This window comes from Streptomyces sp. NPDC043812 (genome assembly GCF_056436245.1).
Genome location: NZ_JBWKCY010000012.1, coordinates 239,417 through 251,071, shown reverse-complemented (window position 1 = coordinate 251,071; position 11,655 = coordinate 239,417). Strand labels below are relative to the sequence as shown.

The following is an 11,655-nucleotide window of genomic DNA, read 5'->3' as shown; positions in this document are numbered from 1 at the left end:
AGGAACTCGTCCAGCAGCGTGCGGAACGTCAGCAGCAGAGTGGCAACAGCGTGCGGTCCGACGAGCCAGGAACGTCGAAGTGATGACCATCCGGCGCATGGAGCGAGCCACCCTGCCTCGACCGGAGAAGTCCCACCAACCGGGCTGCTGGCGAACTGGTGGGTGCTCCTCGCCGCTGCGGTGGTCGTGGCGTGCGTCGGTGGTCTCTGGCTCAAGCAGCAGGCGGACCGCGCGCGCTGGGAACGCATTCGTTCGCAGGGCCTGCGGTACCAGCTGTCCCAGCTCGACAGGCTTCACCACAGGGACTTCGAGTACGCGATACGCGACCTCATGCGACGGGACGGCTGTTCCGACGCTGTTCAGGTAGGCGGAGCCGGGGACAATGGGGCTGACGTAAAGGCCACCGACCCGCATGGTCGGAGATGGGTGATTCAGTGCAAGCACCGTAAGAACGGGGCTTCAGGCTCGCCCGTCGGGACGCCGGACCTGCACGTGCTCAATGGCACTGGACGCCAGCTGCATGGGGGCGACGTGGTGGTCCTGGTGACGAACGGTCGCTTCACCTCGGGATGCCCGCCTCTGGCCAAGTCTCAGCGGCTGCACCTGGTGGACCGCCGGACGCTGGGGGAGTGGGCGGCGGGCTCTCGGTCGCTGTGGGACCTCCTGCACAAGCTGCCCCCGCCGCGGAATGCATCCTCGCTGTCGTGAGCTGGGGGGCAGCGCCCCTGTGTCTCCCTGGCGGACTGCCTGAGGGGGAGCTGAAAATTCACACGCCACTCACACGCGACCAGTGACAGACAACGACAAAGAGCCGGACCCAGTGAGACTGGGTCCGGCTCTTGAAGTCTGGCACTTCCGCAGGTCAGCGGGTTGATCACGCTGGTCCGGATGAAGTGCCCCCGGCAGGATTCGAACCTGCGCACACGGCTCCGGAGGCCCTGTATGCAGCGGCCGTTTCCCCAGGTCAAGGCTCCTCATCCGCGCTCGGCGCCAACATCTGTCCACGCACGGGCCACAGCTGGACGGCATGCCAGAAGCTGCCTGCGGAACCAGAACGCGCCCCCACCCACCGGACTGAGCGGTTCAGGACAGATGTCAAATCTTCGTACTGGCGTGCGAACATGCAATATGCGAAAGGCGCGTTCGTGCTGACGGCCCGTGATCTACCCTGCCTATTATGCGACTTGGGGGACTGCCCGGTGACGGAGCTGGTGGGCGTGAGCGGTGTTGGGAAGCGGCGCACGAGCCTCGGTCCAATGACGATCACGGACGTGATGGAACGGCGCCAGCAAGGATAAATGGGCACTACGCGAGTAAGCCGGCTGGCCTCATCGGTAAACAGTGATCAGTGTATAGCTGGCACCTGAACAGAAAGCGCGACGTGAACAACTCGGGAACTCAATTCAAGCGTTCGACGACGACTCAGGCGGCAGGTTGGTTCCTCGACTTGGAGTCGTCAGGACGGCTTGATCTGGATCCGCCGTACCAGCGGCGTAGCGTATGGAATCTCACCTACAAGCAATTCTTCATCGATTCGTTGATTCGCAACTACCCCGCCCCGACTATTTTTCTGCAAGTTGATGTCGCGGTTGATCGCCCCATGGTGTACAGAGTGATCGATGGGAAGCAGCGACTCACGGCACTATTCGAATTTCAGCGAGACGAATTCACGACGCCAGAGGGCTTGAGCGATCTCGATCTGGGGAATAGGTACTACTCCGAATTGCCTGAAGAGGTCAGGCTTGCGCTTCTGGAGTATGTGTTCACGGTAGAGAACATCAAAGGTGCATCTGTTGCTGAATTGAACGACGCCTTCGATAGGTTGAACCGAAACGTAGCACGGCTAAATAAGCAAGAACTCAGGCATGCCAAGTTCGATGGCGCGTTCATCCGAAAGGTGGAGCAGCTTGCCGAGCACCCATTCTGGGCTGAAATCGGCTTGGTGACGCCGGCACGCATCAGGCGGATGCAGGACGTTGAGTACGTATCCGAACTGTACGTGATTGCTATAGATGGGATTCAAGAAGGTAAGGATTACCTGGACGATTATTACGCGGAGAATGATCGAGAGATTGAGAACGAAGCCGACGCTGATTCGCGATTTATCGCGGTTCAGGACTATCTGAGGGAAGTTAATTCGTCAAGTTCCTTGCGGGGTAGCCGGCTCTCAAACGTCGCCGACTTCTACTCGCTCTGGGCGTCCATCACGGATCTACATGGTTCGGGCCATCTTCCTGACGCCCGTGAAGCAGCGAAGCGCCTGCAGAAGTTCGCTGACGAAATTGAGGAGCAGAAGACACGTCGATCGATCGACTACCGCATTGCGGCGGTGCAGGGATCAAATAAGAAGTCAAATCGCGAGCTTCGGGCTGACCTCCTGAGTGCTGTTTTGAGTGGGCGCTGATGCGATCAATTGTCTCGGCCTCCTTTAGGGGCATGTACAGCGACATTGAGAGAAACCTCGAAGTTGGAGCGGAATGGCTCGAGGCGCGGCTCAAGGCGGACCTGCACGAATTTCGTCCGGTAGCAGTCCAAGTCAGAGTAAAGGCAGTAGATTCCCTATTCGCCAAGCTCCAAAAAGGCGACTATGGTCGTATGCTTGATGTCGAAGACTTGGTAGCTGCGCGTGCTGTCTTCCTGCATCCATCTGATGTGCAATCTGCGATTCAAGTCGCGGCGGCTGCATTTCCGACCAAAGAAGCCAAGAATGTCGAGGTTGGGAAGCCTAACGATTTCCGCTACCAGCAGCCGCATCTGATTGCTGGTTTCCCGACCAACTATGTTGAGCGGCACCCCGAGCTTGCGGACGTTAAGATCGAGCTTCAGTTCACCACGTACATCCAACATGCGCTCCAGGAATCAACCCATGACGTCATCTATAAGGGGTCGCGTTTCTCGTGGCGCGAGGCCCGGCTTGATGGCCGACTTCGGGGACTCCTGGAGATCGTCGATGACGTGCTGGCGAATATATCCAATGTTGCCCAGGTAGACCCAGACCCTCCATACGATTTGTTCGATGGGCGAAATGCGATCATTGACTTCGCGCTGGCTCTATGGGACTCGGACAAATTGCCGAGTGATATGAGGAGGTTTGCCATCACCGTAGAGGGGCTACTTAAAGCGGCAGGCGTTGCTGTTGATGATCTCCCGGAAATGGTGGACCGTCATTCGGACATCATCGGAGCCCTTTCCCTCAACCCTGTGGACAAAATTCTGGGCGTACTGTTGCGTGAGCGATATGACGAGCTGCTGCGTGGGTCAAAGGGTCGCAAGCTGCTAATCTCAGCGGAGCTACAGGATATGGTCCCGGTTGCAGCTAGTTGGCCAAAAGAGAAACGAGTCTCGTTGTCCTAGGGTATGGGCCTCACATGGGATAAATTGGTAGTTTAGCTGGTGATGCGCTCCGCCGCTGCGCGGGGATGCAACTTTGCCCTGCCCGGGCGGCTCTCGATGAGGGTGCCCTCCGGCGTAGGCCACGGGGCGCGCCGGTGGATCATTCGATGGCAGTTCGCGCAGATGAGTGCAAGGTCGCTGAGCTTGGTCCGTCCCTCTCCGGCCTCGTGAAGTTGAGATGACGTGGTGACACTCGATATAGCCGTCTCCACGGTCGCCATAGACCTCTTCGAAGTCGAACCCGCACGCCTCGCAGCTGAGCGGTCCCCCTGCCGGAGCACCGCGACTATCTTCTTCTTACGCAAGACCTTGTTCCGCTCCCTGCTCCTGTGCCGTCGCATTAGAAGTCGGCCTTCGGATGCGCTGTAGTTGTCCAGTTCCTCCTCTTCGTCAGGGAGAGGACTTTGCAGGTCGCCCGCGGTGATTCCCTGCCGGATGAGCTTGGCAATCTTGGTCATCTCTGCTGCTCGAGCGAGAAGCGCGTTCAGTACCTCGACAGCAAGGGCCCCGCCGTTTGTGAGCTTGCCTCGGTAATCCGGGTGGCGAGTGGCGATGTCGAACGTCTTACGGGCCACCCTGTTGGGGTTGCGGAACTTCTCGTTGCGGTCGGCCTCGGCGTGGATCGACATGAGCTGCAGAAGGTCAGATAGCTCAACGACGTGCCGGTCGTTCGCGTCGAGTCCCTTCCAGCCGTTGGCCATCAATCGCGGGCCTAGTCTGGGTTCTGCACCAACTTGACCTGGAAACCGAGCCGCTTGAGCCAGGTGGCTGCGTGATCCCTCCTCCCGCTGAACTCGTCTGGCAACAGCGCGCCCCTGAGTCCACTTGTGAGCCGCACCGACGATGGCCTTGGAGTCGTACTCCCGCCCTTTATGGAGCAGAACGTTAGGAACGTGCTTCCTTGAAGCGATACGCCGCCAGGAAGTCGGACCTGCCTAGATCGTTGTACTCGGTGATGGCCTTGAGTACGGCGTCCCATGTGATCGCACCTCTACGCGTGGCCGAAGAGTACGGTCGGCACTGACAAGGCGTGGTGTCGACGACCGCCTTAGGAGAGAGGCTGGGCCGTATGCCGGGTGACCTGTGTCTTCCAGGGGCGGGGGCAGCAGACCGATCCGTGAAGAACCCCGCCTGACCGTGACAGCCCCTGGACGTAACACAGCTGTGGCACGGTAAGGCGCCTGGATACGCGGTTAGTCAGGGCGTTTGAACTGCACCTTCGCGCCGAACTTCCCGTGGGCCTACGCTACTTCGACACGCCCTCGACAGGGGTATCCACACGTGACCGTGCCTGCCCCAAACGTCTAGCAGGGCACGGGCAAGCCCCGCGTTGGACTGGTGCTTACCCATCGCGGTATGACGAGGCGCAGTCACGCCAGTCAGCTGCCTGCGCAACCGTTAAGCGCGTAGCCGGCACTGATGCCCTGAGGTCCAGGCGGCTCGGGCGTAGCCGTCCGCTGCTGCGGGAGGCTGAGGCAGTCATTCACCCGTTTAGCCGACAAAGGAGCTTGTGAGGAGGCGGCACACCGACGAAGCCACCAGACTGGCTTAGCCACGTCTTTGGGCCACCGATGCGATCGGGCCGCCGGAGCGGGCCTTGGAGGTCGGAATTGGTTGACATCGAGTATCTGGACCGTGAAATCTACGCCGTGCAGGAATGGGTGCATCGCGCCGGAAAGGCACTTCTAACGCTCCAGAGCAATGAACCCCTCGGCTTCATACGGGAGGCTCCCAGTAGACATGTGCCAGACCTACCAAAGACCTCGACGCATAGATCCTTTGCTGCACTCGTGGATTTTCTGCGCTTCCTTGAAGAGGAAAGCTCAAGTGACGCAATAAAGGAGGGCGTACAAAAGCTCGTTGGGCAACTATGCTCCGACTACTACGCCAAGCTATCCGTGGCGAACCATAAACCGTTCCGCGGAAAGCGTCATTCCGCCTTCAGGGACAGTCATCTCCTCCTAGCTCTCGCGCGCCTAGATATGGCCCATCGCCTCCTCATCCCTCCTTCCGAGTTGCACGTGCCCCCTTCGTTCGGCGAAGCGATCGAGAAAATAGCCAGCGACATAAGGGATTGCATTCGCCGCGATCGATTTGACGTAAAGGAAACTGCCCGTTACCTGTTTCACGATTACATCACGCTTTATGCCGTGAGAGCCGGTGACGCGATTTCTTCGGCCTATCATATCCATGCGCCACTGGCGGAAGACTACGTGGAGCTGTCGAATGTCATGCACCAGGATGTTCTGGCACAGCTGGGCGCCCATTACGCCAAAGATGGCTCTCGCTTCGACCCTGCAGAGTTGGCTTTCAGGGTTGCTCTGCTGTACGGGCTTAGCGAGCAAGGATTCTCCCAGGTCGGCAGTTCAGCGCTGAAGGTTATCAAAGAGACGCAGTCGAACAATGGATCCTGGCCGTTGGCGCGAAGGGTGCTCCTCCGTCACCACGATGTCGGCGGGCGCGAACAAGAATTGCACGTAGGTACCTATGACGTAGCATTGGCGCTCACTATCCTTCTGGGCGGAGAAATTGACCGAGGGCGAGAAGAAAATACCGATCTACTTATAGGCGTCCTCCATGACACTTTCCTACACGCCACTGCGAGCATTTCCGAGGTTGAGGGAGGAATGACAGGGTGGTCGAGTGACCGTACGCGCCCACTCGACCACATAGAGTCCTGGACGACGGCGGTCGTACTCTCTTTTCTTGACCGTTACCACACATCTCTGCGCAGTTTGCGACAGCTGAAGATTCTTGGTAAGTACGCGGTTGAACCTCGCCAGCGGCAGGGATTCCCCTGGCCTGATCTAGTACCTTCCCTCGGGTCGAATCCAGGGCCTGATCGGGAGATAAATGTACTTGACCCAACGAAAGGACGAAAACTAAGAGAATCGGTCAGAAAGCACTTCCTGGAGCCCGTGAGTCAGAGTCCTATCAGGCGGCCCAAGACAATTTCGCTCTTGCTGTCGGGGCCGCCAGGTACGGGGAAAACGACCCTTGTTGAGCAGCTGGCGGAATCTCTTCGCTGGCCACTGCTAACTCTCTCTCCACCTGACTTCCTGGAAGGGGGCCTCGAGAACTTTGAGGTGCGGGCAGCAAGAATCTTCGATGACCTTCAGAAACTGCGTCGAGTGGTGGTACTCTTCGACGAATGTGAAGATTTCTTTCGTCGCCGCGACACCGAAGCTGCTTCCCCTGTAAGTGAGAGGACGATGGGGGCCTTTATTACAGCGGGCATGCTGCCTCGACTGCAGCGTCTCCGCCAGCAAAAATGGATCATCTTTGCGCTGTCGACCAATATATCAATCACTCAACTTGATCCCGCAGTGATTCGACCCGGACGATTTGACTTCGAGCAGTACATGGACCATCCATCTTGGGTTGTCCAGGAGCAATTCATAATTGAGAGGGGCAACTTCAGTCAGCTGCGAGACGCGCTACGTAGATGGGATGCCAGAGAAGGTGAACATGAAGAGAGGTGTCATCGGCCAATTTCATTCGCCATCCTTATAGCGCTAATCAAATTCGTCGAGAGTAATCCTAACTGCACCCTTTCTGACGTAGAACGCGAAATCCGCATACGGACAACTCCTGGCCCACCCCGGCTCACGGAATCTTGATGGTTGATCAAATCATCCCGTGTTGGCGGGGTCTCGAACTACCGATTACTGGCAAGGCCACCTCTCTCAACACGATGCAGTGGTTCCCGGCGTCCTAAATGACACTTGGTCCGGTCCTGTTTTGGCTTACGGTTGCGGACGCCCGCCGAACTTCAACCTTCAGACAACACCGAGACAGCTCCTACTTAGCTGCGAGGTCGGTGGAGCGGCTTTGGCCGGTGTCCTGCCTGGTTTGGGGTCGTGCATGATCAGGGGGCCGTACGCTTGCCGGCAACTCGGGCAGGCTTGTCCCCTGCCCGCAATATGTCCGAGTGGCCCCCTGGTCTTGCTCGACGCGGGTCCCGGATCGGGGAGGTGGGTAAAGCCGTGGAGCCGTCCGTCACCACCCCCGGCCTGGTTCTTTTCGCCCCCTTGTGGGCGCGGGCGGGCGACGACGTGCGGCCCCGGTGGCGTAGACATTGAGGGGCAAGCGCGGCGGCGTCCGGCCGGCGCCGCCGCGCTGTGCGCGGCACCTCTGATCTCTGCATCAGACTGCTACCGCAGTTCAGGAGGTCGGGAATGCAGACGCTCGATGCGTCCGATGTGGTGTTCTCCCGTGCGTCCGCCTCTCCCCTCGGGCCTGGTGCTCTGATGTCTTCTGCTTCTCCGGGGGCCACTCGGGCGCATGGCGGGCATGGGGCAGGGCCGGTCCCGGGTGGCTGGGCTGCGTCTTCGGCTGGGTTGGCAATGATCCTGGCTCGCTGACCGAACGCGGGTCGGGCAGCGAGCGCAGCGAGCACTTGATGATGTAGGGAAAGTCTGTCCGCGTCGCTCAATGGCTGCTCGTGTGGATCACGCGCCGAAGGTCAGTAGCGGGACGTTGTAGAGGTTCGGATTCTGCGGACGGGTCATGACCGGTGAGATCACCTCGACCACGAGCATCTCGACCAGGAACTGAACTTGGGCGCTGAGCAAGTGACTCGTGTGCCCGTTCGCTGAGCGAGCCTTCTCCCCGAGCGACGTATGGATGTGCGGCGATACCGTGTCGGTCTCCGCGTCGTAGGCGAGAGTTCCGCACCCCATCGCCTCGACTCCGGTCAGGTGCACCTTGCTCCATACCGGAGCCTCTGGATCTTCCAGCTTCTCGCACGCACCGACGATCTCGGCCTCGGCGAAGCCTGCGATGAACATGGGGATGTACCCATGCCGCACCCCGTTGCTGCGGCAGAACTCGGCGAGTGTGGGAAGGAAGTCGTCGCCGTGGTCGAATGCCACTCCGAAGGTTCGGCCGGTGGTCAACTCGTAGCTGCGCAAGACGGTCCTCTCGTGCTGTGGGCCTGGGTCAGTGAACGTGGCTGAGGTGTTCTTCGATCTCGCTGTGATCCGCACCGCGCATCAGCAGGAGTTGGAGCAGAATCCGAGCCTTGACCGGCCCGAGAGAGTTGGCCGCGATGAGCCCACGGGACAGCAGATCGGCTTCCGACCCTGGGAATCCGTAGGTATGGGAGAGGACAGGGCCGGCCCCGGTGCGCGTCGCCAGAATGACCGGCATCTCCTTGGCAAGGTCTGCCAGGGCATCGACGCAGCTCATGGGAACGTGACCGGCGCCGAACGCGGCAACAACCAATCCGTTGACCTGTGCTCCGATCGCTCGCAGAACGACTCCGTCGTCTCCGAGTCCGACGAGCGCAACCGCGGTCCTGACGTCGTTGCTGAGCTGGTTGAGCGGGATCTTCGGCTCTTCGGCTGGCCGGCTCCAGATTCGGACTCGATCCTCCGCGACGTATCCAATCGGTCCTGGGTAGGACGTGAACGCCGTAGGACTGGTGGCGTGACTCTTGCGTACCCATCGGGCTGCGTGAATCTCCTCGCCGAACACAACCACGGTCCCAAGCCCTCTGGCCTCGTCGCTGGCTGCGACACGGACGGCTGCAAGCACGTTGGCCGGCCCGTCAGCGCCCGCCATGCTCGCGTTGCGCATCGCTCCTGTGACCACGATCGGCGTCTCGGCTGAGTACACGAGGTCGATCAGGTACGAGGTTTCTTCGATGGTGTCCGTGCCCTGCGTGATCACCACGCCGTCCACATCGAGTGCTTCGATCTCCTGGACGAGATCGAGCAGGTCGCGAAACGCCAGCGAGGCCCCTGGAAGTCGCCGGAAGTCGTGGACCTGGATCTGAACACCCGTCTCAGCGAGACCTGGTACGGCCGCCACGAGATCAGTTGCTGAGAGCGTCGGGGTCGCAACACCCGCATCCTGCGAAGTCATCGCGATGGTGCCACCGAGTGAGAACACTGCGATGTGTCGCTGCCTGTCCGTCATCTGCGCCTTCTCTGTGTGCTGTGCGGCTTTGGCTAACTATCGGTCGGTAGGACACCGACGTATGAGCAGGCTGCGTCGAGGCCGGCGGCTGACACGAGACGGCTCCGAGACTGGATCAGACCCGACGTCCCGTACTTGCCCAACTGGCCACATCGATTGATCAGCCACGTCCAAGGAAGATCGAGGTAGTGCGCCAGGGCCCGCAGACGCTCAGCGGCCGTTGGCGCCTCGATGATTGAGTCTGCGGCAACGTCGCCTGCGGCGTTGGTGAACTCACGGACGATCGAGGACCGTCCGGTCACGTCGACATGCCACATTCCATCACCCCGAACCCAGTTGGCGATGATCGCTTCTTTGTCGGGCGAGACAACGAACCCTTCGACGGCTTCGTACGACGCGTCGGTGGTGAACTGCGCGTGGATGCCGAGAGATTCCATGAGTGCCACAGCAAGGAAGAGCAGGATCCGTTCATGGCGGGGTGAGGCTTGAACGACGGCTTCGGGGACGCAGAACGCTCGCGTGCTCGGCCCTCCGAGGGCCTTGGTTGTCGCTTGGAGGTACGGGTACTTGTGATCGAAGATCAGCCAGGCGCTGGCTTCCTCGCCGCGCTGCTCGCGGGTCCAGAACGCTGGAAGTTCTGGCAGGTCGGGCAAGGCCTTGAGGATGTGCCGGGCGCAGAAGTCCGATCCGAGCCACATGTGTGCCACCGAGTTGAGCCCTGGCGCGGCCTCTCGGCTGACGGCTGACGAGGACAGGCGGTCGTACCGTTCGAGATCGGTCCGTGTCTCGGCCAGGTCCTGGTCGTCTGCTTGCAAGGCATCGTCGTAGTTGGAGACAGCCCACAGGATGCCGTAGGTCAGGTCGTCCAGCTCGTAAGCAAGAGGTGCGGTGACTTCTTGGATGCCCGCATTGCGGCTCAGGCGCCCTCGCGCGTTCCGGCCATCCAGCAGATAGAACTGGGGCGATTCGTCGTTGCCGGCGGCTCCAACGAGCAGTCCACGACCGGGACGGCCCAAGAAGCTGCCGGCGCGGCGTTGGTCGGGGATGGAGACGAGTGCCCGTCCGCCCTCGATCCGCGCGGGGTGAAGTTGCAGGGGGACGTTCGCCCCGAGCATGGAGCGTCCCCCAGGCATGAGGGCAGTCCAGTCGACTCCGAAGTCTGGTACTGGGCGGGAGAGTCGTAGATCGGGCCAAAGCGAGGTCACCGTCCGGGCGAACCCAAAGGGGTCATCCGCTGCGCTCACTCCGACAGGGTGGCCGTCGAGAGTGGCAGCCCCGCTGGGAGTGCCTTGACTGAGTAACGCGGCAGCACTGCCAACGAGAAACGATCGTCGATCCACCTCGGCCCACACGTTGCCCTCCTCATCTATCCGCAGCTTCATCCTGCCTGCGGAGAGGGCGCCCTGGAGATCTAGGGAGGAAGTGTCCACATGGTTTGCCTGCTTGGCTGATCGTGTGCGTCCATCAAGCCGCTGGGCATTCGCCAGGTCCCAAAGCCGCGCCAGCCCTCCGGTCGTCCCGAGGACGTCGTCACAGCGCGCCACTACCTCACGAGATGGGAAGCGCTTTGCTCCTTCCACCTTGCTTAACGTGTCGCCGCTGACGAAGACTCGCGCGCCAAGTTCATCCTGCGAGAGTCCGCGGCGCTCACGCCAGTCTCGAAGTTCCGCACCGAGCAGATGCTGCGCGGACTCGGTAGGCGAGAGCTTTCGAGGCGCCTGAGCCAAGATTCATCCCTCCCATGTGGACAGATGCGCGACTGGCTCCCTGTCCACATCCAACCCATGGCGATGTCGAGATCACTGAGCGTCAATGGATGCAAGCCCGGTAACCAGGTGCGAAGCCTTCAGGGACGGAGCCAGGAGCGATGACACGGAGCCAAGATCAGAGACAGGTCCTGCTGCACCGCATGAGTCTCATCCGCGCTGAACTGGATGAACTTACTTGTCGTGTCGGCCAGTTCGAGCGCGCTTTGGAAACACGGCAGCCTCGATCGCAGCCATTCGACCGGAAAGATCCTGGATCGCTGTCTGGATCTCGCCGAGCTGGGCGATCAGGGCGTCATCGCCTTCCGGTTGCGGGCTCTGGCCGGCCGGGCGGACGAACACCCCCTTCCCCTGCTGACCAATGACGAGACCCTCGGTGCGTAGAACGCTGATCGCAGCCTTGACGACGCTCGCTGACACTCCGTACTGATCGCAGAGCTGCGCCGTCGACGGCAACGAGTCCTCTGGCTCCAGGACTCCCTGCTCGATCATCTCGCGCAGCTTCGCGGCGATCTGGAGATATGCAGGTACGCCGGACTTCTCGATCATTTCCACTCTCTTCGCGGTCGTCACA

At 60.5% G+C, this 11,655-nt stretch carries 10 protein-coding genes and 1 pseudogene; 4 read left to right on the top strand and 7 right to left on the bottom strand.

Features of this window, described 5'->3' with window-relative positions; genetic code table 11:
- The first annotated feature begins 144 nt into the window (after window positions 1-144).
- From AC067Z_RS19930 to AC067Z_RS19920, 3 genes are all read left to right on the top strand, one after another.
- Entirely contained in the window at window positions 145-708 is a 564-nt protein-coding gene (locus tag AC067Z_RS19930) for a restriction endonuclease (protein WP_478790868.1), read from the top strand.
- A gap of 673 nt (window positions 709-1,381) precedes the next feature.
- On the top strand, window positions 1,382-2,404 hold the full coding sequence (locus AC067Z_RS19925; protein WP_478790854.1) for a DUF262 domain-containing protein: 1,023 nt from the start codon (window positions 1,382-1,384) through the stop codon (window positions 2,402-2,404).
- Between the two features lie 32 nt (window positions 2,405-2,436).
- Window positions 2,437-3,354 carry a hypothetical protein gene (locus tag AC067Z_RS19920; protein ID WP_478790853.1) on the top strand — a complete coding sequence of 306 codons (918 nt, stop codon included), beginning with the start codon at window positions 2,437-2,439 and terminating at the stop codon, window positions 3,352-3,354.
- A 32-nt stretch (window positions 3,355-3,386) separates the two neighbouring features.
- Here the strand turns inward: AC067Z_RS19920 and AC067Z_RS19915 are convergent, their stop codons facing one another.
- Both AC067Z_RS19915 and AC067Z_RS19910 read right to left on the bottom strand, forming a co-directional pair.
- The gene (locus tag AC067Z_RS19915) at window positions 3,387-4,094 is read right to left on the bottom strand and encodes an HNH endonuclease (RefSeq protein WP_478790852.1); all 708 of its coding nucleotides are present in this window, start codon (window positions 4,092-4,094) and stop codon (window positions 3,387-3,389) included.
- 184 nt (window positions 4,095-4,278) lie between these two features.
- A complete protein-coding gene (locus tag AC067Z_RS19910; RefSeq protein ID WP_478790867.1) occupies window positions 4,279-4,350 on the bottom strand; it encodes a hypothetical protein in 72 nt (23 codons plus the stop codon).
- A gap of 833 nt (window positions 4,351-5,183) precedes the next feature.
- Between AC067Z_RS19910 and AC067Z_RS19905 the strand changes: the two genes are divergently transcribed.
- Window positions 5,184-7,013 (top strand): AAA family ATPase, encoded by a 1,830-nt coding sequence (locus tag AC067Z_RS19905; protein WP_478790851.1) that lies wholly within the window; start codon window positions 5,184-5,186, stop codon window positions 7,011-7,013.
- An 831-nt stretch (window positions 7,014-7,844) separates the two neighbouring features.
- Here AC067Z_RS19905 and AC067Z_RS19900 read toward each other — a convergent pair.
- The 5 genes and pseudogenes from AC067Z_RS19900 to AC067Z_RS19880 form a co-directional block, all read right to left on the bottom strand.
- Window positions 7,845-8,306 carry a PPC domain-containing DNA-binding protein gene (locus AC067Z_RS19900; RefSeq protein ID WP_478790850.1) on the bottom strand — a complete coding sequence of 154 codons (462 nt, stop codon included), beginning with the start codon at window positions 8,304-8,306 and terminating at the stop codon, window positions 7,845-7,847.
- Between the two features lie 28 nt (window positions 8,307-8,334).
- A complete protein-coding gene (locus AC067Z_RS19895) occupies window positions 8,335-9,315 on the bottom strand; it encodes an asparaginase (protein WP_478790849.1) in 981 nt (326 codons plus the stop codon).
- A gap of 32 nt (window positions 9,316-9,347) precedes the next feature.
- Window positions 9,348-10,430 (bottom strand): transcriptional regulator, XRE family protein, encoded by a 1,083-nt coding sequence (locus AC067Z_RS19890; protein ID WP_478790869.1) that lies wholly within the window; start codon window positions 10,428-10,430, stop codon window positions 9,348-9,350.
- A 393-nt stretch (window positions 10,431-10,823) separates the two neighbouring features.
- A pseudogene (locus AC067Z_RS19885) lies at window positions 10,824-11,042 on the bottom strand (helix-turn-helix domain-containing protein); the annotation flags it as partial.
- A gap of 213 nt (window positions 11,043-11,255) precedes the next feature.
- Window positions 11,256-11,630 (bottom strand): winged helix-turn-helix domain-containing protein, encoded by a 375-nt coding sequence (locus AC067Z_RS19880; RefSeq protein ID WP_478790848.1) that lies wholly within the window; start codon window positions 11,628-11,630, stop codon window positions 11,256-11,258.
- Window positions 11,631-11,655: the final 25 nt, after the last annotated feature.

Excerpts from the sequence above, each read along its gene's own strand:
- AC067Z_RS19920 (WP_478790853.1), top strand. The coding sequence starts at position 2,437 with ATGTACAGCGACATTGAGAGAAACCTCGAAGTTGGAGCGGAATGGCTC.
- AC067Z_RS19915 (WP_478790852.1), bottom strand. The coding sequence starts at position 4,094 with ATGGCCAACGGCTGGAAGGGACTCGACGCGAACGACCGGCACGTCGTT.
- AC067Z_RS19895 (WP_478790849.1), bottom strand. The coding sequence starts at position 9,315 with ATGACGGACAGGCAGCGACACATCGCAGTGTTCTCACTCGGTGGCACC.
- AC067Z_RS19890 (WP_478790869.1), bottom strand. The coding sequence starts at position 10,430 with ATGCTCGGGGCGAACGTCCCCCTGCAACTTCACCCCGCGCGGATCGAG.
- AC067Z_RS19880 (WP_478790848.1), bottom strand. The coding sequence starts at position 11,630 with ATGATCGAGAAGTCCGGCGTACCTGCATATCTCCAGATCGCCGCGAAG.